We start from the raw sequence: 20,623 nt of genomic DNA on the forward strand, positions 1-20,623 counted from the left end.
TAACGTTATGGCACGCATTCTGCGTACTAGCTCGTATACAAACTGTGCCAGCTCCCGTACGCAGTGTGATTGAAAGGTCAATCGCGAGGGCTGAGCCTGTACTTTCGAGGAGTCACGCGATGACCGAGCAACTACCCAACGGCTATAGCCCCCGCCTGTATAACCAGGACCTGGGGCCGCTGCCGCAGAAATGGAACTGGTACAACATCTTTGCCTTCTGGATGAGCGATGTGCACAGCGTCGGCGGCTATGTGTTCGCCGCCAGCCTGTTTGCCCTGGGGCTGGCCAGCTGGCAGGTATTGATCGCCTTGCTGGTCGGGATCTGCATCGTGCAACTGATTGCCAATCTGGTGGCCAGACCGAGCCAGCAGGCAGCGGTGCCATATCCGGTGATTTGTCGCTTGGCCTTTGGTGTGTTCGGGGCGAATATTCCGGCGGTGATTCGCGGCTTGATCGCGGTGGCCTGGTACGGGATTCAGACCTACCTGGCCTCCAGCGCACTGATCATTGTGGTGCTGCGGTTTTTCCCCGCGATGGCGGCTTTTGCTGAGCCGCATTTTGCCGGGTTGTCCTACCTTGGCTGGTTCGGATTCCTGAGTCTGTGGTTCGTTCAGGCGCTGGTGTTCTGGACCGGTATGGAGTCGATCCGGCGTTTTATCGACTGGGCCGGGCCGGTGGTCTACGGCGTCATGTTCATGCTGGCCGGCTGGATTGTCTGGAAGGCTGGCTGGAGCAACATCAGCTTCACCCTGGCGGAAAAGTCGCTGTCCGGCTGGCAAGCTTTCGGCCAGGTGATCGTGGCGACGGCGCTGGTGGTGTCGTATTTCTCCGGGCCAACCCTGAACTTCGGCGATTTCAGCCGCTACTGCCGCAGTATGCGGGACGTGCGGCGCGGCAATTTCTGGGGCCTGCCGGTGAATTTCCTGGCGTTCTCCCTGGTGACCGTGGTGATTGTGTCCGGGACCCTGCCAGTGTTCGGCGAGATGCTCCACGACCCGATCGCCACCGTGGCGCGAATCGACAATAACGTGGCAGTTTTGCTGGGCGCTTTTGCCTTTGTCACCGCGACCGTTGGCATCAACATCGTCGCTAACTTCGTCTCGCCAGCCTTCGATTTCGCCAACATCGCACCGAGCAAGATCAGTTGGCGGGTCGGCGGCATGATTGCTGCCGTGGCCTCGATCTTCATCACGCCATGGAACCTGTTCAACAATCCGCAAGTGATCCACTACACCCTGGATGTGCTGGCGGCGTTCATCGGGCCGTTGTTCGGGATTTTGCTGGTGGATTACTACCTGATCAAAAAACAGCAGATCGAGGTCGACGCGTTGTTCGATGACAGTCCCAACGGACGTTATTACTACAACGGCGGGGTGAACTGGACCGCCGTCAAGGCACTGGTGCCGGCCACCGTCGCGGGCATTGCCATCACCTTTACCCCGGTCTTGCTGCCGATGGCTAATTTCGCCTGGTTCACGGGCTGCTTGCTCGGCGGTTTGCTGTTCTATGTCCTGGCGCGGCACGAGCAGGCGCCGCTGCGGGCAGCACAGGCCACAGCGGTTTCTCGCTGAGGCGCCTTGCTTCGCGCAAGTTGGCACAGCAACGCGGTTCGTCACTAAACGTCAACAGGCCCCTATAATCGACAGCACATAATTCTTCGCCCCGGACTCGCTCCGGGGTTTTGTTGTTTCTGTCGAGTAACTGCCATGTTTTTGTTTGTCTTCGAGGTTTTGCGGTGATCGCCACACGACGCAGCGCCGATGGTTTTGCCCTGCAAGTGATGCTGGGTCTGTGCCTGATCTGGGGCGTGCAGCAGGTGATGATCAAATGGGCGGCAGCGGACATCGCACCGGTCATGCAAGCGGCCGGACGCTCTGGAATCTCCGCGGTATTGGTCGCATTGCTGATCTTCTGGAAAGGCGGTTGGGAACAGGTCGGCAGCACCTGGCGGGGCGGTCTGCTCGCTGGCAGTCTGTTTGGCCTCGAGTTTCTGTTCATTGCCGAAGGCCTGAAGCTGACTACCGCGGCGCATATGTCGGTGTTCCTCTACACCGCCCCCATCTTCACCGCGTTGGGTGTGCACTGGCTGTTGCCGAGTGAGCGACTGCGGCGGTTGCAATGGCTGGGGATTCTCCTGGCGTTTGTCGGCATTGGATTCGCGTTTGCCGGCGGTTTGTCGTTGGACAACCTTGATAAACGGATGCTGTTGGGGGACGCGATGGGCGTATTGGCCGGGGCGGCTTGGGGCGCGACCACAGTAGTGGTGCGTGCTTCACGTTTGTCAGAGGCGCCGGCGACCCTGACGCTGTTTTACCAACTGATCGTAGGCTTCGTCGGTCTGCTGGTGATTGCCGCCCTGAGCGGGCAGATCAGCCATGTCAGCCTGACCACGGTGGCTGTGGCCAGTGTGCTGTTCCAGGGCCTGGTGGTGTCGTTCTTCAGTTACCTGACCTGGTTCTGGCTGTTGCGTCGCTACCTGGCGGCGAATCTGGCGGTGTTCTCCTTCATGACGCCGTTGTTCGGCGTCACGTTCGGCGTGGTGCTGCTGGGTGAGCCGCTGAGTTTCAACTTCGTGGTCGGTGCCGTGCTGGTGTTGCTCGGCATCACCTTTGTCAGCGCAGAACAGTGGATGCGGCGTCGTTTGCGCAAAGCTCTCGGGCAATGACCGGGCGCAACAATAGCCCACCACCCAGCAGTAACCCGGTACCGGCAATCATCAACCCTGGTTGCAATCCTCCACTGAAATGGCTGCTCAGCGCTGCCAGCAACGGCCCGCTGAGCTGACCCACGGCGAAACAGGCCGTCAGCAGCCCGGCGTTGCGTTGGGTGTTGTGGGGGGCCAGTTCCCGTGAGCGTTGCATCACCAGTTGCATGCAGGCCAAAAACGGCGTGCCGCACAGGATCACACCCAATGCCAGCCCAAGACCATTGCCCAGCAGGCAAGCGAACACCCCGGCGGCTTGCAGCCATAAGGTCGCAATCAACCAATGCCGGGTGGTATTCGGGTTGTATCGACGCAAACTGACCAGCACCACGCCAGTGGCCGCGGCCAGGCCGAAGCACGGCCAGAACAGGTCGGCCTGCCATTGCCCGTGAAAGTGCGCGCTGGCCATTTGCGAAAGGAACGTCGCGGGAATGATGTAGCCCAGACCGTATAAGGCGTAGATCAAACCCAGCCGGGGAATTGCGGCGTTGCCCGAGGCCACGGTTGTGGGCGCCACGGTCATGCTGGCTGCCGGTTGCGGCAGGATCGGCAGAATCACCAGCAGCATCAGCAACGCTACACCGGCATACACCAGCCACAGCGTGGCCGAACTTTGCCCCATCAGGTTCGAGCCCAGTGCCAACAATCCCGTAAGAAAAATCCCCAACCCTGGTCCGGCAAATACCAATGCCCCGAGTCGTGGACGCCCGGCTGCGACGGCCAGCGGCTGACTCAGCGCAGTAATCATCACCAGCACCCAGGCGCTGGCCACGCCGGTGCCGAAGCGCAACAGCAGATGCGACCAGAAACCCGTGGCCCAGAACGAAGCCAGTGTCAGCAATACGCACAACCACAGACCGCCGAGCAAACGGCGACGAACCTGCTCAGGGCGGCGGGCGAACATCGCGTCCACTGCTCCGATGAAGTAACCAAGGTAGTTGGCCGCAGCGATAAGCCCGGCGGCGGTCAGATCGATCTGACCTTCGCTGATCAGGTGCGGCAACTGCGGGGTCAGGGCGAAGCGGCCAATACCCATGGCCATCATCAGGGCGATAAAACTGGCCAGTAAGCGAATCAGAGGTGACATGGTCTGGATTCCTGCAAAGGAGCAATGACCGTCAGGCTAAGACTGATTGACTTTCTTTAAAAATGAATAATAGTGAGTAACTTGTTCATTTTTGGAGAATGGTGTGGAGTTCAGCCAATTACGCATCTTCCAGGCTGTTGCAGAGGAAGGTTCCATTACCCGGGCGGCCGATCGGCTGCATCGGGTGCCGTCCAATCTGTCGACCCGGCTCAAGCAGTTGGAGGAGCAACTGGGCGTCGAACTGTTTTTGCGTGAGCGTCAGCGCTTGCAGCTTTCACCTGCGGGTAAAGTCTTGCTGGACTACACCGCGCGGCTGTTTGCCTTGCACGACGAAGCCCATGCGGCGGTGCAGGGTGGTCAACCGGCCGGTGACTTCGTGCTGGGCACCATGTACAGCACGGCTGCGATTCATCTTCCGGCGTTGCTGGCGCGTTATCACCGCACCTACCCGGCGGTGAACCTGCAGGTGCAATCCGCTCCCAGCGGTGAGCTGCTGGAGGGCTTGCTTGCCGGTCGGCTCGATGCGGCGCTGGTGGACGGCCCGCTGGAGTTGGCCGGGCTCGACGGTGTACCGCTGTGCGAGGAGAAACTGGTGCTGATCAGCGAGGCTGATCATCCGCCGGTACGCAGTGCCCTGGATGTGCAAGGGCGTTCGGTGTTTACCTTTCGTCAGGGCTGTTCTTACCGGATGCGTCTGGAGGCGTGGTTTGCCAATGATCACGCGGCCATGGGCCGGGCGATGGAGATCGAGTCGTATCAGGGGATGCTGGCCTGTGTGATTGCCGGTTCCGGTGTGGCGTTGATGTCGGAATCGATGCTTGCCAGCCTGCCGGGGCGAGAAAGCGTGGCGGTGCACCCGCTGGCCGAGCCGTTCGCCAGCGCCACCACCTGGCTGATGTGGCGCAAGGGCATGGTTGGCGCCAACCTCAATGCCTGGATTGAGCTGCAACAGGCGGCCAGACCGGTTCAGGCGTTGGAAACCCGGGCCAGCGCCTGAGTATTGCCTGGCACATTCGAACTAATTCTGTAACAGTTCATTGTCATGCCGGGTGAGCATTGCGTAGGACTTCGGACTATTATCTGTATGAAGCGGCTACAGAATCCCGGTCGCTCAGCACTACCCTGAAGGGGGCACCATGAAAGAGAAACTACAAAACTGGCTCCACGACCTCGGTGTTGCTCTCGGCCTGATTGAACCGCCTCTGCAACCCGTGCCAGTGCGCACTGACGACGAGCAGCGTCGGCGCCAGCAGCGCAGGTAAATGATCGATGGCTGAGCCATTCTGCGCACTGCGCAGGAACCCCTGCATCATGCGAAAAAATGCCCGGCTTCCCGCTGACTGATCAACGGGAACCAGGCCAAAAACCTCATTTTTTAAAAGCGCGGCTTGATGGTCTTCCATTCAGGTTTGTAGCGCTGCGTCTGTTTCACGCCGTCGCGCTGACGAATCCCACCGCCTGATTTTATGACCGCTTCACGCCCCGAGCCTTTATACCAACCCGGCGTTGCCAGCAACGCGGACATTAGTGCCGGGAAATCTCCAGCAGAAACCGGCACAAGTCATTGGCCGTGGTCGCGCTCTTGAGGAGCTGATCTTCCTCGCTGGTAAACGCACTCAGCTCAAACTCGTCCTCCAGGCGGAAGATAAGGTCCTCGATATCCTGTTTGTCCAACCCCAACTGCTCCAGGCTCACGCTGTCATCGAAATCCTCGTTGCCATCCAGCAGACGACTGATGAAGCGATGCACGGCATTACGAACGGCGGCTCTTTTCATGGTCATTCCTCGCGCGGCTCAGGTACAGCTGGTCAGGAGGGAAGGAATGACTGGCGGCGTTTTTTCCAGGAGTGAACCCGGGGGGAGGGGGCGGCGATTTCAGGGCCGGCGGTTCTTCGATGGGGCGGCAGATGATTGATTGTGTTTCAGTGCCGTTCATACACACCTCTGGCAAGGGGAGGTTGTCGTTGTTTTTTGGCCCGTCCAAGGGTTACGCGATAGCTGTCACGAATGACGCTAGCGATCCTTGTACCGTCCTCCTGCAAAAACGGCAGTCGCTAACTGCCAGTACAGCACACATTACTCATGCTGACGGTTCCACTCATCTATCAGTACGCGCAGGCGCTTTCCGGAAAAACTCGCGAAATGCCCGCCATGCACGGTGCGGATTGGCAGTTCGCGCAGTCGCTGAAGGCTTTTCGCGTAGTCCTCGAGATTGGAGTGGTAGGCGTTTTCGATCAACGGACCGTCATAGATGATGTCGCCGCTGAACAGCGTGCCGGTGGCCGCCTCCCAGAGGCTGATACCACCCGGTGAATGGCCGGGAGTGTGCAGCACTTGCAGTGTGCGATTACCGAGGTCGAGCACGTCGCCTTCTTCGATCAGACGGGTGGCGGGCGCAGCCCTGACCCGGTATTCGGCGTAGCACAACGGGCAATCCGGATGGGCTTCAAACATGTCGTCGCCGACGAAGGCGGTGGCCAGGGTGTTGTCACCATTGGGCTCGGCGAGGATTTGCGCTTCAGCCGGGTGGACCAGGCGTTCGGGGAATTCGTGATGGCCGGCAATGTGGTCGAAATGGCAATGACTGGCCACTGCCAGCAGCGGTCGTTCGGTGAGCCAGGGCAATTGCTCGCGCAGGCTGACCAGCCCGGAGCCGCTGTCCACCAGCAGGTCTTTGTCGCGGCCCTGGATATGCCACAGGTTGCAGCGGTAGAAGGGGCGGATATACGGCTCGTGAATCAGGCGCACACCGTCGCTCAGGGTTTTGACTTCGAACCATTGATCGCGGCTGACGATTTTCATTGGGGGCTCCTCAGGGGGGAAAAACTTCAGGCGAAAAAAAGGGTACGGCAACCGACGCCGTACCCATCGAAGAAAAAGGTAAACCGTTGTTACGCTCAGATTAGATCGCGTTGGCCACTGCCACCGGGCGAGGGGACAGCAGGCTGACCAATACGAAGCTGATCAAACCTACCACCAGGCTGTAGTAGATCGGCGTGTTGGCATCCAGACCGTCCTTGACCATGAACGCCAGTGCAGTGACAAAGCCCAGACCCATGCTGGCGATTGCCCCGGCGGTGGTCGCACGTTTCCAGAAAATGGCACCCATCAGCGGGATCAACATGCCGCCCACCAACAGGTTGTAGGCCAGGGTCAGGGCGCTGATCACGTCGTTGACCACCAAGGCAATACCCAGCACCGCGATACCGGTCAGCAGGGTGAACAGACGGTTGATGCTCAGGCTCGACTGTTTGCCGCCGCGCAGTCTCGGCAGCAGGTCTTCGGTCAGGGTGGTGGAGGCGGCCAGCAGTCCGGCACTGGCGGTGGACATCATGGCCGCCAGCGCTGCGGCGATCACCAGACCGCGCAGACCGTCCGGCAAGGACGCTTTAACGATCGCTGCGAAGGCATTATTAACGTTGTCCAGATCTGGCAGCAGCACGTGAGCGGCCATGCCGATCAGGGCGCAGGCCAGGCCGTAGGCGATGCAGTAGAAACCGGCGAAGGTGCCCGCGTATTGCGCGACTTTTTCATTTTTGGCGGTGAACACTCGCTGCCAGATGTCTTGGCCGATCAGGATCCCGAAGAAGTAGATCAGGAAGTAGGTGATGATCGTGTCCCAGCCGATGGTGCTGAAGCTGAAACTGGACGCTGGCAACTTGGTGACCAGCTCATCCCAACCGCCGACGCGGTACAGGCAGATTGGCAGCAGGACAAACATCAGACCGACAGTCTTGATCACGAACTGGACGATATCGGTCAGGGTCAGCGACCACATGCCACCGATGGTCGAATAGACCACGACCACGCCACCGCCGAGCATTACCGAGATCCAGAACGGCAAGCCGAACAGCACTTGCAGCACGGTACCGATGGCGAGGATCGAGGTCACGCCGATCATCAGCGCGTACGCCAGCATGATCACTGCGCTAGCCTGGCGGGCCATCGGGTTGTAGCGTTTTTCCAGCACTTGGGTGACGGTGAAGATCCGCAGCTTGAGCAGCGGTTTGGCCAGGAACAGGTTTAACGCAATGATGCCACAGCCCAGTGCGGCGCAGAGCCAGAAGCCGGAGATCCCGTGGACATAGCCCAGACGCACGGTGCCGACCGTCGACGCGCCGCCGAGTACGGTAGCGGCCATGGTGCCCATGTACAGCGTCGGGCCGAGGTTACGACCGGCCACCAGGTAGTCTTCGTGGGTCTTGGCCTTGCGCATGCCGTAATAACCGAGCACCAGCATACCGGCGGCATAAATGAGAACAACAAATAAATCCAAAGCCATTACAGCGTGTCTCCGATTGTCTTTTTTATGTGGAACGTAATCGAGCTCTGCAGGAGCAGGGAGGGGGCGCCTAGCTCTTGCCCGCGAAAAGAGAGGCGCGGTACTGCATGCCAACCGCGTTATCTTTCATCGCGGGCGAGCCTCGCTCCTGCAGGTAGGGGGGCTTAATCAGGCTGCTTGTCTTAGTTCAGATTTGGCGCGCGAATCCGTGCGTTTGTTGCGTGGATCGTTTGGTCCGAAAACCAGTGTCGGCTCCGGGAACAGGCTCAACAGCGTCAGGTACACCAGCGAAGCCAGACCCAGGGTCACCGGCAGGCTGATATCGATGCCGCCAGCCAGGTTGCCCAGTGGGCCGATGAACTGCCCCGGCAGATTGACGAAGCACAGACCGACCATTGCGCTAGGAATCCAGGCACCCAGACCACGCCAGTTCCAGCCGTGCTGGAACCAGTAGCGACCGCCCTGTTCGCCACGGGTGAAGACTTGCAGGTCATCCGGGCAGTAGAAGCCGCGACGCACCAGCAGACCGATGATCATGATCACCATCCACGGGGTGGTGCAGGTGATGATCAGTACGGCGAAGGTCGACACGCTCTGCACCAGGTTTGCCGCAAAGCGTCCGATGAAGATGAAGGCAATCGACAGCACGCCAATCAACAAGGTCGCCTTGACTCGCGACAGCACCCGTGGGAACACGCTGGACATGTCCAGCCCGGTGCCATACAGCGAGGTGGTGCCGGTGGACATGCCGCCGATCACCGCGATCAGGCACACCGGCAGGAAGAACCAGCTCGGTGAAACCGCCAGCAGGCCGCCGACATAATTGTTCGCAGCAATGTAATCCGGTGCCTTGATGGCAACGATGGTCGCGGTGGCAAGGCCGAACATGAACGGAATCAGCGTGGCGATCTGCGAGATGATCACCGCCGCCATGATCCGGCCTTTCGGGGTGTCCCGCGGGATGTAGCGGGACCAGTCGCCGAGGAACGCGCCGAAGGAAATCGGGTTGCTCATGGCCACCAGCGCGGCACCGATAAAGGCTGCCCAGAAACCTGGCTGGCCGAGGCTGACGCTACCGGCAAAGTTAATGTCGAAAGGCCCTGCGAAGGCGAAGATCCCCAGCAGGAACAGCAGGCTGGCGCTCCACACTGCGATCTTGTTGACCCACAACAGGAAGCGGAAACCGTAGATACACACGGTCAGTACCAGAATCGCGAACAGACCGTAGGCCAGGGCCAGGGTCAGGTCGTTTTCCGGAACGCCTATCAAGCGCTTGGCGCCGCCGATCAATGCATCACCCGAGCTCCACACCGAGAGCGAGAAGAATGCGATGGCGGTCAACAACGACAGGAATGAGCCGACGACCCGACCGTGCACGCCGAAGTGCGCACCGGAGGACACCGCGTTGTTGGTGCCGTTGATCGGACCGAACAGGCCCATCGGCGCGAGGATAATCGCGCCGAACAGTACGCCCAGCACAATAGCCCAGACGCCGGCCTGAAAGGACAGGCCGAATAGCACCGGGAAACTCCCGAGCACCGCAGTAGCAAAGGTGTTGGAGCCACCGAAGATCATTCGAAAAAGATCGATGGGCCTGGCGGTACGCTCATGGTCCGGGATCTGTTCGACCCCGAAGGTTTCAATAGTGCTGATGCTTTGTTCTTTGTTGTTGTTATTCATGATCTGCTCCGATCATCAAGGCGCGCTCATCGTGCGTGAGCGTCACCTGTGTTGGCTAAGGGGAGGGCAGTCTTTCCGGCATTGCGGACAAATGTTCGTGGCAGGCCAGCCAACGGCCTTGATCTTCTTTGCGAAACCCCTGTTTTTTAAAAAGAATGGTTTCGCGTTCCTGGCTAAAAAGTTGCTCCCCTTGCATGCGCAGCTCGGTGGCGACGTCATGAATAAAAATCGCCACATCACCCTGCAGGCTGACGAAGGCGTTGCTCGAGGTGCACGAAAGCACCTCGAAGCCATCCTCGCGGCGCCAGTTGTCCCACAAGGCCTGGTAAGCATCGCGCGACAGCAATGGCGTTTCGAGGGTGTAGAAAACGAAGCTGGCATCGGCGCTAAACGCGCCGAAGTAGGCTTCGCGATCGTTGCGGGCAAAGGCCGACACCAGTTCTGCGGCGGCTTCCAACACCTGATCACGTTCGCTCATGGTCATTCCTCAGCGGTGGGTCACACCTGGCAGTACGCAGAGCATTTCGTACAGCAGGTTGGCGCCCAGCAGCGAGGTGTTGCCGGTGGTGTCGTAAGGCGGCGAGACTTCTACCAGGTCGCAGCCGATCAGGTCGAGCCCTTGGCAACCACGAATGATCTCGATCGCCTGGATGGTGGTCAGACCGCCGATTTCCGGGGTGCCGGTACCAGGTGCCCAGGCCGGGTCGATGCCGTCGATGTCGAAGCTCAGGTACACCGGACCGCCGCCGACTTTCTCGCGAACTTCAGCCATCAGTGGCGCCAGCGAGTGGTGCCAGCATTCTTCGGCCTGAACCACACGGAAGCCCTGTTTACGGCTCCAGTTGAAATCTTCAGCGGTGTAGCCCTGAGCCCGCAGACCAATCTGCACCACGCGGTCGCAGTCCAGAAGGCCTTCTTCCACGGCGCGACGGAAGGTGGTGCCATGGGCGATCTTCTCGCCGAACATGTGATCGTTCACATCGGCGTGGGCATCGATATGCACCAGACCGACTTTGCCATGCTTCTTGTGAATCGCACGCAGGATCGGCAGGGTGATGGTGTGGTCGCCACCCAGGGTCAGCGGGATAACGTTGTGGCTGAGGATATCGTCGTAGGCTTCTTCGATGATGCGCACGGCGTCCAGCAGGTTGAAGGTGTTGATCGCCACGTCACCGATGTCGGCAACCGACAGCGAGTCGAACGGCGCGGCACCGGTGGCCATGTTGTACGGGCGGATCATCACCGATTCAGCGCGGATTTCACGTGGGCCGAAGCGGGTGCCGGCGCGCAGCGAGGTGCCGATGTCCAGTGGGACGCCGACAAAAGCAGCATCGAGCCCTGCCGGTGATTGCAAGTGGGGAAGTCGCATCATGGTGGCGATGCCGGCGAAGCGCGGCATTTCGTTGCCGCCCAGTGGTTGGTGAAAAATTTTGTCCACGGGATAAGCCTCATCGTTGTTTTATTTGTCAGGAGGCGATTGTGCAGAAATGTAGTGAACGGGAAGAATCGCTACTGGCAAATACTTAGTTCAGATTTTTCTAAACTAATGGTTGGTAGGGGATTAGACTTGATCGTTCCCACGCTCCGCGTGGGAATGCCTCCCCGGACGCTCCGCGTCCAGCTCTGTGGATCTGACGCAAAGCGTCACTGGCTGCATTCCCACGCGGAGCGTGGGAACGAGCTTTGAACACATTTTCCAGGTGGAGCCCCCATGGCCAACGCTTTACCCGACCTGAAACTATTGCGCATCTTCGTCAGCGTGGTGCGGCATCAGGGGTTTGCCAATGCTCAGCAGGAGCTCAACCTGTCGACGTCGGCCATCAGCACTTACATGAGCCAGCTCGAAGCGGCGTTGGGCCTGGTGCTTTGCCATCGCGGCCGGGGTGGTTTCAGCCTGACCAGCAAAGGTGAATTGTTCCATCAGGAAACCCTGCGCCTGCTCGGCGAACTGGAAGGTTTCGAGCAATACGCCGCAGCGCTCAAGGGCGAATTACGTGGCACCCTTAACCTGGGGGTGATCGACTCGACCGTCAGCGACAAGGCCCTGCCGTTCGCCGAAGCGATTGGTGCCTACAGCCAGGAACACCCGGCGGTGCATTTGCACTTATCGGTCATGAGTCCCTATGAGCTGCAGCTCGGGGTTCAGGACAATCGTCTGGACCTGGCTATCGGTGCGTTCTCGACTCGCATGAGCGGGCTGGTCTATATGCCGCTGTACCGCGAGCAGCACTGGCTGTATTGCAGCAATCGCCATCCATTGTTCACCGAGCGACGTATCCCGGAGCAAGTCATCACCCAGCAACGCATGGTCGGTCGCGGCTACTGGAGCCAGGCCGAACTGGCTCGCCACGGCTTCAAGCACAGTGCGGCGACGGTGGAAAGTATGGAGGCGCAACTGATTCTGGTGCTATCGGGTGCCTATATCGGTTATCTGCCGGAGCATTACGCTCAGGCATGGGCCGACAAGGGGGATTTGCGCGTGCTGCTGCCGGCGACCTTTGGCTATCAGGCACCGTTCTCGATGATCGTGCGCCGTGGTCGCAGCCGCGAACCGCTGATCCAGACCTTCCGCGACTTGCTCAAAGCCCAGCTCAACCAGGCCTGATCGGGAGAACCTCATGTCCAGAAGCCAATGCGCCCGTTGCCTGCGCCCTGAAACCCACTGCCTGTGCCCGCTGATCCCGCAAATGGACAGTCGCACCCGAGTGCTGCTATTGCAGCATCCCAGCGAGGTGAACCATGCGCTGAACACCGCACGGCTGGCGGCGCTGGGCTTGAACAATGCCGAGTTGATCGTGGGGGAGGTGTTCGAGGATTTGCCCGCGTTGTTGAATCCACCCGGCTATCAAGCGCGACTGCTGTTTCCGGCGGATGATGCGCAACCGTTGCAAGCCTACGCTGGGTCGGATCAACCATTGCTGCTAGTGGTGCCGGACGGTACCTGGCGCAAGGCACGCAAGTTACTGCACCTCAATCCGTTGCTGGCGGCGCTGCCCCGCGTGACGCTGGCCGAGGGTTCGGTCTCCCGTTACCGTTTGCGCAAGGCTCCGGGGCCGGGGGCGTTGTCGACGCTGGAAGCGATTGTCCAGGCATTGCAGACCCTTGAAGCCCCGACCTCGTTCGAGCCGTTGCTGCGACCGTTTGAAGCGTTGATCGACGGGCAGATTGCGGCGATGGGGGAGGAGACTTTTCGGCGTAATCATGGTGAAAGTAAGGGCTAAAGAGATTGTTCCCACGGTCTGCGTGGGAATGCCGCCCGGGACGCTCCGCGTCCGCTTTGAGGTGACGCAGAGCGTCACAGGATGCATTCCCACGCAGAGCGTGGGAACGATCAACGAACGATCACGTGGGTTTAGCGTTCGCGCATCGCCTCGGTCCGGGCTTTGAGCACTGGTTTAAGCAAGTAATCCAGCACGCTTTTCTCGCCGGTGATGATGTCCGCGGTGGCGACCATGCCGGGGATGATCAGCAGCGGTTTGACTTCGCCGCCCAGATGGTTTTTGTCGGTGCGCACCTGGATCAGGTAGAAGCTGTTGCCCTTGTCGTCGGTGATGGTGTCGGCGCCGATCAGTTCGAGTTTGGCGCTTAAACCCCCGTAGATGGTGTAGTCATAGGCGCTGAACTTGACCATGGCTTTCTGCCCGGGATGAAGGAATGCCACATCCTGCGGACGGACCTTGGCTTCAATCAGCAGGTTGTCTTCCAGCGGCACGATCTCCACCATGTCGCTGCCCGGCTGGACCACGCCGCCGATGGTGTTGACCTTCAATTGCTTGATCACACCGTGCACCGGCGAGACCACGGTGGTGCGGGTCACCCGGTCGTCGATAGCGATGCTCGACGCGGTGATTTTCGACAGGTCGGTGCGTTTTTCGTTGAGCTCCTTGGCGGCGTCCGACCGGAAGCCTTGCACCGATTCATCGAGCTTGCTCTTGATCTCGTTGATTGCCGATTCAGCCCGTGGGATGGCCAGGGTGGTGGAGTCCAACGAGCCGCGAATCTCCACCGCACTGCGTTTGAGTCGAAGGATTTCCACCGGCGAAACCGCACCGGTCCCCACCAGCGGCGCCGACATGTTCATTTCCTGTTGCAGCAAACCCAGGCTGGAACTGAACTGGCCCTGTTTGGAACGAAACTCCGCCAACTCCTGGGTTTTTTGCCGAAGTTGTTCCGTCAGTGTGCGTTGCTCGCTGGCCAGGCGGCGTTGCCGTTGTTCGAACAGCGAGCGCTCGTCTTCAGCCACTTGTGGGGCTTTGGCGACGACCTCGTCGGAGAGCTTGAAAGGCCGACCCTCGGCTTCGGCAGACAGCCGCTCGACCTTTGCGATCAAGGCAAAGCGTTCCGCTTCGCTCTCGCCCTTGTTGGACAGAAACCGTGTGTCATCAAGGCGCAGCAGGGTATCGCCCTTGTTCACTATTTGCCCTTCACGCACGAAGATCTCGGTGACGATGCCGCCCTCCAGGTTCTGGATCACCTGAACCTTGCTCGACGGTATGGCCTTGCCTTCACCTATCGTGACTTCTTGCAGCACGGCGAACCTGGCCCAGATCAGCGCGGTGATGATCAGCGCCGCGGCGATCCACACCGTCATCCGCGACCGGCGCGGCGAATCCTGCAGCGATGCTCCGCAGATGTCGGGCATGAATTCGCTTTCTGCGCTTTTGCTGAAGCTGTCGAAATAGCCGCGTGAACCTTGTGAAGCAGACATGGGCGACTCCTGGGGTCTGTTGACGTTTGGTGGCGAACCGCGTTGCTGTGCCAACTTGTGCGAGGCAAGGCACGGGATGCCGCTAATGGTTGTTCCCTTGGCAAATCCCGCAATGCAGCCTCGCGCAAGTGGGCTCCCGTCGCGGTCGGCACCAAACGTCAACAGACCCTAGACAGCCGCAGAGCCGACATGGCCCTTGCGCAGTGCATCGATGACCGCTTCTTTCGGACCGTCCGCGACGATCCGGCCGTGGTCCAGCACCACCAGCCGATCCACCAGACTGAGCATCGAGGTGCGGTGGGTGACCAGCAGCAAGGTCTTGCCCTGAACCCACTTGTGCAGGCGTTGGCGCAGAACATCTTCGCTGCTGTTGTCCATGGCGCTGGTGGGTTCGTCGAGCAACATGATCGGCGGATCGAGCAACAACGCTCGGGCCAGCAGCACCATCTGACGCTGGCCGCCGGACAGCAACTGGCCGCGTTCACCGACGGGGCGATCGAAGCCTTGAGGGTGTTGACGGGCGAGGTCGGTGACACCGGTCAGTTCGGCCACTTCGAGCATCCGCGAGTCGCTGATATAGCGGGCGCCGAGGGTCAGGTTGTCCCGCAGGCTGCCGGCCAGCAGCGGCAGGTCGTGAGCGACATAACCGATTTGCTGGCGCAGGTCGGCGACATCCAGTTGCCGCAGGTCGAGACCATCGAGCAACAGTTGACCTTCTTCCGGTGCATAAAAGCCCATTGCCAACCGCACCAGGGTACTTTTGCCCGAGCCGCTGCGGCCGATGATGCCGATTCGTTCACCGGGTTTCATGCTGAAACTGATATTGGCCAGGGCCGGTGTGTTTTGCCCTTTGTAGCGGAAGGTCACCTGGCTGACATCCAGCCCACCCTGCAATTGAGTGCGCTCCAGCGGCCGCTGTTTGGTGTCGCGCTCTTGCGGCAGCGACATCAGCGTGTCGGTGCTGCGCATGGTCAGTTGGGCTTGCTGATAGCGGGTGATCAGCCCGGCGATTTGCCCCAGCGGAGCCAGTACCCGACTGCCGAGCATGTAGGTCGCCACCAGGGCGCCGACGCTGAGGTTGCTGGCGATGATGCTGTAGACCCCGGCGACGATGGTCGCCATGCCGGAGAATTGCTGAATGAACAATGTACCGTTGGTGGCCAGCGCCGACAGGTTACGCGCATGGCTGTCCAGTCGGGTCAGTGCGCCGTGGATGCTTTCCCATTTGTGCTGGCGTTCGCTTTCGGCGCTACAAGCCTTGAGGGTTTCCAGACCACCGAGGGTTTCGATCAGCAGCGCCTGGCGTTCGGCGCCCAGGCTCAGGCTTTTCTGCACAGTGTCGCGCAGGTGTACCTGAATCAGCATGGCGACGAGAATTGTGATGGGGAAGGCCAGCAATGGCATCACCACCAGCCAGCCGCCGAGCAGGCCGATCACCACCAGCATCAGCACGGCGAACGGCAGGTCGATCAGGCTGGTCAGGGTCACGGCGGTGAGAAAATCCCGCAGGCCCTGAAAGTCGTGGATACTCTGGGCAAAGCCGCCGATGGTCGCAGGCTTCGCCTTCATCGACATACCGGTGATGCGCTCGAACAAGGTGGCGGAAAGGATGATGTCGGTTTTCTTCCCGGCCTGGTCCAGCAGGTGGGCGCGGACTACCCGTAGCACCAGTTCGAAACCGGTGCCGATCAGCAGCCCGATGGACAGCACCCAAAGCGTCGAAGTCGCCTGATTCGGTACCACGCGATCATAGGTCTGCATAACGAACAACGGCACCATCAACCCCAGCAGGTTGATCAGGAAACTCGCCAGAATCGCATCGCTGTACAGCCAGCGCGACAGCTTCAGGGTGTCACGGAACCAGGCTTCGACCCTTGGCACCAGTGGTGTGCGCAAGTCTTCGAGTTCATGCCGTGGCCGGGCGAACAGCGCCTGGCCGCTGTAGTCTTCGGCCAGTTCTTCACGGCTGACCCATTGTTCACCGCCCTCGGCTTCGCTCGGCAGGATCAGCACCTTGCCGTCGTCGCCCCAACGTCGCAAGACCGCGCATCGGCCATGTTTGAGAATCAGCAGCACCGGCAGGTTGAGTGCCGAGATAGCCCCCAGCTCTCGGCGCAGTAAACGCGCCTGCAAGCTGGCCCGCGCTGCGGCACGCGGTAGCAAGTCCAGGCTCAGGCGCTGCTGGGGCAGCGGTAATCCGGCGCTCAGGCTGGCGCGGCTGACAGTGCAGTCATGCAGTTTGCAGAGGATCAATAATCCGTCCAACAGCGGGTCATCAAAGCTCTGGCGCGGATCGACACCAGAGTTTGCAGGTTCCATGCTGGTCAAATTGAGCTCTCCTTTACCTACCTCATTTCTGGCAAACGGGCTTCGCTTCTCACTTCTGTTTGTGCGATCGCTTCGGCAGGCACCACTACTTTTTCTTTGTTCAACAACTCGCCCATGTTGGCCAGAACGCGGTACATGGAGAACTCTTCGGTGTAGCGCACTTCGGTATAGCGGCGGTTAGCGTTGTACAGCTCGTTTTCGCTGTCCAGCAGGTCGAGCAGGGTCCGTTGGCCAAGGCCGAACTGGTCCTGATAGGCGGCCCGCACACGGGTGGTGGTTTCGGCGTATTCACGGGTGGTCGGGGTTTGTTTCTTCGCGTTGACCATGGCGTTCCAGGCCAGCGTGATGTTCTCGTTGAGCATGCGCAAGGCATTGTTGCGGATGTCCATGGCCTGGTTGATTTTGTGTGCGTCCGATTGCAGGCGAGCTTTGTCACTGCCGCCTTTGAACAGGTTGTAGTTCATCACCACGCCGACCCGCCATTCGTTGTCGTGGCCCTTGTCACCTTGAATATTGTCGTTGGCACCGACTGCAGCTTCGGCATCGAAGCGTGGATAGAACGGTGACTTGGCAACCTCGTACTGGCTCTCGGCGGCATGAATGTCAGCCTGGGCGGATTTCAGGTACGGGTTGTTCTCCAGCATGCTTTTCCGCGCATCGGGCAGAGTGGCGGGGACTTCGCCTCTGATCGAGGGGAGGGTTTCCAGCTCATCGGGCATGCGCCCGACCGCGCTGAAGAAATTCGCCTTGGCATCGGCCAGGTCGGCTTCTGCAGTATCGAGGTTGTTTTGCGCCAGTGCCCGACGGGCGCTCGACTGATCGCGGTCAGCGTTGCTGCTCACACCGCGTTCGGTACGCAGGCCGATCTGATCGTTGACTCGCAAGTGCGCCTGCAGGTTGTTCTTGGCCAGGGTTACCAGTTCACGGCGCTTGAGAACTTCGAGGTACACCTCGATGGTGCGCAATGCCAGGCTTTCGGCAGTGCCACGAGTAAAGTAAGCCCGGGAGTTGACCACTGATTTGGTCCGCCCGACTTCATTGGAGGTGTTGAAACCATCGAACAGCATTTGCCTCAGACGCAGTTCCGACCGGGTGTAAGTCAGGGTTTCAGTATTGTGATTACCCAACGAGCGGGTGGAGCTGTTGTCGCTGAAGCCGCGCCCGTAAGCGGCATTCAAATCGACGGCAGGGTAGAAGCCCCCTTTGGCAACTTTCACGTCCTCATCGGCAGACAGGCGATTGTTCTCGCTGGCATGCAGTTCCGGATGGTTATCCAGTGTGCTCTGAATCGCTTCGGTCAGTGACATGGCGTGGGCCTGATGTGAACAAGCCATGGCCAATAAAATCGCGCTGCAGAGGGGGTTCGAAACGCCCATAGTCCCTGATCCTGATGGTACTTATCGGTCGCCAAATAATTGACGACCTTTATAGGTCAAACCGTTTCAGGTTTGTAACAGAGAGCTAAGAACATCCTGGAGAGCAGCTAAGAAGAATTTCTCATAAAGCCTATGTCAAAAAAAACTTATGCGCTCTGCTAAGTCCAGCACGTTGTTCAAACCGAAGGCCCCCTTGATTTATACGCTCCAGGGGCTTTGGCGGTCTGAAGGAAAGTTCAATCACTTTTTCAACATTGGGGCGGGGAAGTGGTAAAGGGGATGGAACCCGACGTGCCGTGGTCGAGGGGGACCGCTTGTTTGTCGGGGATCAACTGGTCACCGGTGCCGAAGGCGCGGTGGTCGTGCATTTGCAAAATGGCCAGGAATTGCCCCAGGGACGTGACAGCAGCCTGCAAATGACCTCGCAACTGCTGGTCAGCGGTCCTCTTGGGTCAGCAGCGCCTCCAGGTCATAAGGCGAGACTTCCTCTGGCTTGATCGGGTAACGCCAAACACCCTTGGCATCGGCAAAGCGCCAGAGGGGCGCGCCGTCTTCGGCCAGCACCACCCGGGCCAGATCATCACCGGGCAACTGCAGCGGGAACAGGCGGTCGGCGGACCAGGGCCAGCATCAAGAGCAGGCAGAAGAACCAGCGCCGGTACAGCCTCAGCCAGCCTACGCCGCCGTCCGGGTTTTCAGCTCATTCGAGCCGCGCCAGTGTTGAGTGACCATGGCCCTTCCGACCCATTCGCCAAAAATAGATCGCCAGAATACCGACGCTATAGTGCCCACTTGTCGGAATATTGGCGCATTGTACCTTTCCCTCTGGGTAACGCCTTTACAACGCCTGACCCGACAGCTAAAAAAAATATCAAACTGATACCAGGAAAGGCCGTTTCCCTGAGTCAGTGCTACCCCAAGACACGGCCCCACCCAGCCATAATTTCAGGAGTCCCTTCCACATGGGTGCTCTCAGTTTATTGCGTGCCATGCGCTGCGCAGCTGCAGACTCGGCCCCACGTTTGCCCAACCTGTCCTGCGATCCGCACCTCAAACGCGGCGAACTTCTCCACCATCGCGATACCGGCGCCCCTCTGCCGGCAGCGCCCATCCCGGCAGTCGGCTGTCCAGCTGGCCGACGATGTCTGGCAGCCGCCTCGCACCGCTCCTGAACAACCTGAGCGGTACAAGAACGGGACTTCACCCCAATCGCCTCACAGACATCGGATGACGACATCGTGAATGGACAGAACACTGCGCCGGTTTGCTCCAGCAAGGAAGAGTCCGTTTTGTGGCTGTTAGCAGTCCGTAGCGATTCTTAAAAGAACTGGCATTCTCGGGAGAAAGACATGGCTACCACCACAACTACCAGCGGCGGAACCGTCACTTCGTTTTCCAACACGCCGCAAGCCCAGGATGACACCTTCACTACTGGTGTTATTGGCACGAGCAGCGTGACCATCACTGAAGATCTGCTAGCAGTCGTGTATCTGGATGTCATGTCCAATGACCTCGGCGGCAACGCGAAGACACTCTGGTCACTTGATAACGCGACCAGTGTTTCTACTGACACCAAGGTTTATGCTCCGGCCGACCTCCTGGTCCAAGACACAAGCAGAATTGAGGCGACGAGTTCTGACACCAGTATCAATGGTGCAAAGATCTGGATTACGTCGGATGGCAAGGTCGGCTACGACACCGCTGCCTTGTCGACTGCGTTCAAGGCACAACTCCAGGCGCTTGCTCTTGGCGAGTCCCTGACGGACAGCTTTACTTATGCGATTCGTCTCGGCAACGGCACGCTCAGTTGGGCCACTGCGACGGTGCAGTTTGCGGGGCGCAACGACGCACCGGTGGTGACAGGCACGGTAACCGGCAATGCCACCGAGGACGGGCAAGCCGTCACGTTGAACGCGCTAGCACACGCCTCAGATGTCGATCATGGCACGATACTCACTGTCGTTAATGTCCCGGCCTCTCTGCCTGCCGGCGTGAGCTATGACGCGACAACGCATTCTTTCACGCTTGACCCGACAAACGCTGCCTATCAACACCTCGCAGCGGGCGAGCCGATGACGGTGACGGTGAGCTTTGGTGTTACCGACGGCATCGCCACGACTCCCGAGTCGGTGTCATGGTCGATCACCGGTACCAACGATGGCCCGGTGGCGGTGGCCGATGCGGCCGCCGGCACGGAAAACCAGACCCTGACCGTCAACGTGCTGGCCAATGACACCGATGTCGATGACGGTCATGTGTTCACGCTGAACGCGGTCAGTGCGCCGGCGAACAAGGGCACGGCCAGCGTGGTCGGCAACCAGCTGGTGTTCAACCCGGGGGCCGACTTCGACCACCTGGCGCAAGGCGTGGTCGAACACGTGACGCTCAGCTACAACATGACCGACGAGCACGGCGCGCCCGCCAGCAGCACCGTGGTGGTGACGATCACCGGCACCAA

At 59.7% G+C, this 20,623-nt stretch carries 18 protein-coding genes and 2 pseudogenes; 8 read left to right on the plus strand and 12 right to left on the minus strand.

What is annotated here, in order from left to right:
- Nucleotides 1-119 precede the first annotated feature (119 nt).
- Nucleotides 120-1,571, plus strand: a complete 1,452-nt coding sequence (locus AC07UI_RS22915) for an NCS1 family nucleobase:cation symporter-1 (RefSeq protein ID WP_494994653.1) — start codon at nt 120-122, stop codon at nt 1,569-1,571.
- Between the two features lie 164 nt (nt 1,572-1,735).
- On the plus strand, nt 1,736-2,665 hold the full coding sequence (locus AC07UI_RS22920; RefSeq protein ID WP_494994654.1) for a DMT family transporter: 930 nt from the start codon (nt 1,736-1,738) through the stop codon (nt 2,663-2,665).
- Here the strand turns inward: AC07UI_RS22920 and AC07UI_RS22925 are convergent.
- Nucleotides 2,613-3,791, minus strand: coding sequence for an MFS transporter (locus AC07UI_RS22925; RefSeq protein ID WP_494994655.1), 1,179 nt, complete (start codon nt 3,789-3,791; stop codon nt 2,613-2,615). The two genes, AC07UI_RS22920 and AC07UI_RS22925, sit on opposite strands and share 53 nt — an antisense overlap.
- 103 nt (nt 3,792-3,894) lie before the next feature.
- Here AC07UI_RS22925 and ptrR point away from each other — a divergent pair, with 103 nt between their 5' ends.
- Both ptrR and AC07UI_RS22935 read left to right on the plus strand, forming a co-directional pair.
- Nucleotides 3,895-4,788, plus strand: coding sequence for a putrescine utilization regulator PtrR (gene ptrR / locus AC07UI_RS22930; RefSeq protein WP_494994656.1), 894 nt, complete (start codon nt 3,895-3,897; stop codon nt 4,786-4,788).
- Between the two features lie 139 nt (nt 4,789-4,927).
- The gene (locus tag AC07UI_RS22935) at nt 4,928-5,053 is read left to right on the plus strand and encodes a PA1414 family protein (protein ID WP_494994657.1); all 126 of its coding nucleotides are present in this window, start codon (nt 4,928-4,930) and stop codon (nt 5,051-5,053) included.
- Between the two features lie 113 nt (nt 5,054-5,166).
- Here AC07UI_RS22935 and AC07UI_RS22940 read toward each other — a convergent pair whose 3' ends face one another.
- The 7 genes from AC07UI_RS22940 to speB all read right to left on the minus strand — a co-directional run bounded on the left by AC07UI_RS22940 (nt 5,167) and on the right by speB (nt 11,191).
- On the minus strand, nt 5,167-5,316 hold the full coding sequence (locus tag AC07UI_RS22940) for a hypothetical protein (RefSeq protein WP_494994658.1): 150 nt from the start codon (nt 5,314-5,316) through the stop codon (nt 5,167-5,169).
- On the minus strand, nt 5,316-5,567 hold the full coding sequence (locus tag AC07UI_RS22945) for an acyl carrier protein (RefSeq protein ID WP_494994659.1): 252 nt from the start codon (nt 5,565-5,567) through the stop codon (nt 5,316-5,318). Before AC07UI_RS22945 ends, AC07UI_RS22940 begins: the two co-directional genes overlap by 1 nt.
- Before the next feature lie 300 nt (nt 5,568-5,867).
- Nucleotides 5,868-6,593, minus strand: coding sequence for an MBL fold metallo-hydrolase (locus tag AC07UI_RS22950; protein ID WP_494994660.1), 726 nt, complete (start codon nt 6,591-6,593; stop codon nt 5,868-5,870).
- Between the two features lie 100 nt (nt 6,594-6,693).
- Nucleotides 6,694-8,073, minus strand: a complete 1,380-nt coding sequence (locus AC07UI_RS22955; protein WP_494994661.1) for a sodium:solute symporter family protein — start codon at nt 8,071-8,073, stop codon at nt 6,694-6,696.
- A gap of 168 nt (nt 8,074-8,241) precedes the next feature.
- Nucleotides 8,242-9,753, minus strand: coding sequence for a purine-cytosine permease family protein (locus AC07UI_RS22960; RefSeq protein WP_494994662.1), 1,512 nt, complete (start codon nt 9,751-9,753; stop codon nt 8,242-8,244).
- 55 nt (nt 9,754-9,808) lie between these two features.
- Nucleotides 9,809-10,231 carry a YybH family protein gene (locus AC07UI_RS22965; RefSeq protein WP_494994663.1) on the minus strand — a complete coding sequence of 141 codons (423 nt, stop codon included), beginning with the start codon at nt 10,229-10,231 and terminating at the stop codon, nt 9,809-9,811.
- A gap of 9 nt (nt 10,232-10,240) precedes the next feature.
- A complete protein-coding gene (gene speB, locus AC07UI_RS22970; RefSeq protein ID WP_494994664.1) occupies nt 10,241-11,191 on the minus strand; it encodes an agmatinase in 951 nt (316 codons plus the stop codon).
- A gap of 273 nt (nt 11,192-11,464) precedes the next feature.
- Between speB and AC07UI_RS22975 the strand changes: the two genes are divergently transcribed.
- Both AC07UI_RS22975 and AC07UI_RS22980 read left to right on the plus strand, forming a co-directional pair.
- On the plus strand, nt 11,465-12,358 hold the full coding sequence (locus AC07UI_RS22975) for a LysR family transcriptional regulator (RefSeq protein ID WP_494994665.1): 894 nt from the start codon (nt 11,465-11,467) through the stop codon (nt 12,356-12,358).
- A 13-nt stretch (nt 12,359-12,371) separates the two neighbouring features.
- Complete coding sequence (locus AC07UI_RS22980) at nt 12,372-12,974, plus strand: tRNA-uridine aminocarboxypropyltransferase (RefSeq protein ID WP_494994666.1); 603 nt, start codon at nt 12,372-12,374, stop codon at nt 12,972-12,974.
- Nucleotides 12,975-13,105: 131 nt separating this feature from the next.
- On the opposite strand, the gene AC07UI_RS22985 is transcribed toward AC07UI_RS22980, so the two are convergent.
- The 3 genes from AC07UI_RS22985 to AC07UI_RS22995 form a co-directional block, all read right to left on the minus strand.
- Nucleotides 13,106-14,461 carry an HlyD family type I secretion periplasmic adaptor subunit gene (locus AC07UI_RS22985; RefSeq protein WP_494994667.1) on the minus strand — a complete coding sequence of 452 codons (1,356 nt, stop codon included), beginning with the start codon at nt 14,459-14,461 and terminating at the stop codon, nt 13,106-13,108.
- A gap of 168 nt (nt 14,462-14,629) precedes the next feature.
- On the minus strand, nt 14,630-16,789 hold the full coding sequence (locus tag AC07UI_RS22990; RefSeq protein WP_494994668.1) for a type I secretion system permease/ATPase: 2,160 nt from the start codon (nt 16,787-16,789) through the stop codon (nt 14,630-14,632).
- Nucleotides 16,790-16,806: 17 nt separating this feature from the next.
- On the minus strand, nt 16,807-18,165 hold the full coding sequence (locus tag AC07UI_RS22995) for a TolC family outer membrane protein (protein WP_494994669.1): 1,359 nt from the start codon (nt 18,163-18,165) through the stop codon (nt 16,807-16,809).
- Nucleotides 18,166-18,389: 224 nt separating this feature from the next.
- Here AC07UI_RS22995 and AC07UI_RS23000 point away from each other — a divergent pair.
- Nucleotides 18,390-18,599 (plus strand): annotated as a pseudogene (locus AC07UI_RS23000) (hypothetical protein); the annotation flags it as partial.
- A 4-nt stretch (nt 18,600-18,603) separates the two neighbouring features.
- Here AC07UI_RS23000 and AC07UI_RS23005 read toward each other — a convergent pair.
- Nucleotides 18,604-18,796: pseudogene (locus AC07UI_RS23005) on the minus strand (hypothetical protein); the annotation flags it as partial.
- Nucleotides 18,797-19,514: 718 nt separating this feature from the next.
- Between AC07UI_RS23005 and AC07UI_RS23010 the strand changes: the two are divergent.
- A partial coding sequence (locus AC07UI_RS23010) for a cadherin-like domain-containing protein (protein WP_494994670.1) occupies nt 19,515-20,623 on the plus strand: 1,109 nt, incomplete at its 3' end.

The organism is Pseudomonas sp. GW821-FHT04C07 (assembly GCF_059420325.1).

What these genes read in the sequence shown, in the direction of transcription:
- AC07UI_RS22995 (WP_494994669.1), bottom strand. Translation starts at nt 18,165, where the DNA reads ATGGGCGTTTCGAACCCCCTCTGCAGCGCGATTTTATTGGCCATGGCT.
- AC07UI_RS22935 (WP_494994657.1), top strand. Translation starts at nt 4,928, where the DNA reads ATGAAAGAGAAACTACAAAACTGGCTCCACGACCTCGGTGTTGCTCTC.
- AC07UI_RS22960 (WP_494994662.1), bottom strand. Translation starts at nt 9,753, where the DNA reads ATGAATAACAACAACAAAGAACAAAGCATCAGCACTATTGAAACCTTC.
- AC07UI_RS22940 (WP_494994658.1), bottom strand. Translation starts at nt 5,316, where the DNA reads ATGTCCGCGTTGCTGGCAACGCCGGGTTGGTATAAAGGCTCGGGGCGT.
- AC07UI_RS22915 (WP_494994653.1), top strand. Translation starts at nt 120, where the DNA reads ATGACCGAGCAACTACCCAACGGCTATAGCCCCCGCCTGTATAACCAG.
- AC07UI_RS22965 (WP_494994663.1), bottom strand. Translation starts at nt 10,231, where the DNA reads ATGAGCGAACGTGATCAGGTGTTGGAAGCCGCCGCAGAACTGGTGTCG.
- AC07UI_RS22950 (WP_494994660.1), bottom strand. Translation starts at nt 6,593, where the DNA reads ATGAAAATCGTCAGCCGCGATCAATGGTTCGAAGTCAAAACCCTGAGC.
- AC07UI_RS22925 (WP_494994655.1), bottom strand. Translation starts at nt 3,791, where the DNA reads ATGTCACCTCTGATTCGCTTACTGGCCAGTTTTATCGCCCTGATGATG.
- AC07UI_RS22975 (WP_494994665.1), top strand. Translation starts at nt 11,465, where the DNA reads ATGGCCAACGCTTTACCCGACCTGAAACTATTGCGCATCTTCGTCAGC.
- AC07UI_RS22985 (WP_494994667.1), bottom strand. Translation starts at nt 14,461, where the DNA reads ATGTCTGCTTCACAAGGTTCACGCGGCTATTTCGACAGCTTCAGCAAA.
- AC07UI_RS22945 (WP_494994659.1), bottom strand. Translation starts at nt 5,567, where the DNA reads ATGAAAAGAGCCGCCGTTCGTAATGCCGTGCATCGCTTCATCAGTCGT.
- AC07UI_RS22980 (WP_494994666.1), top strand. Translation starts at nt 12,372, where the DNA reads ATGTCCAGAAGCCAATGCGCCCGTTGCCTGCGCCCTGAAACCCACTGC.
- AC07UI_RS22955 (WP_494994661.1), bottom strand. Translation starts at nt 8,073, where the DNA reads ATGGCTTTGGATTTATTTGTTGTTCTCATTTATGCCGCCGGTATGCTG.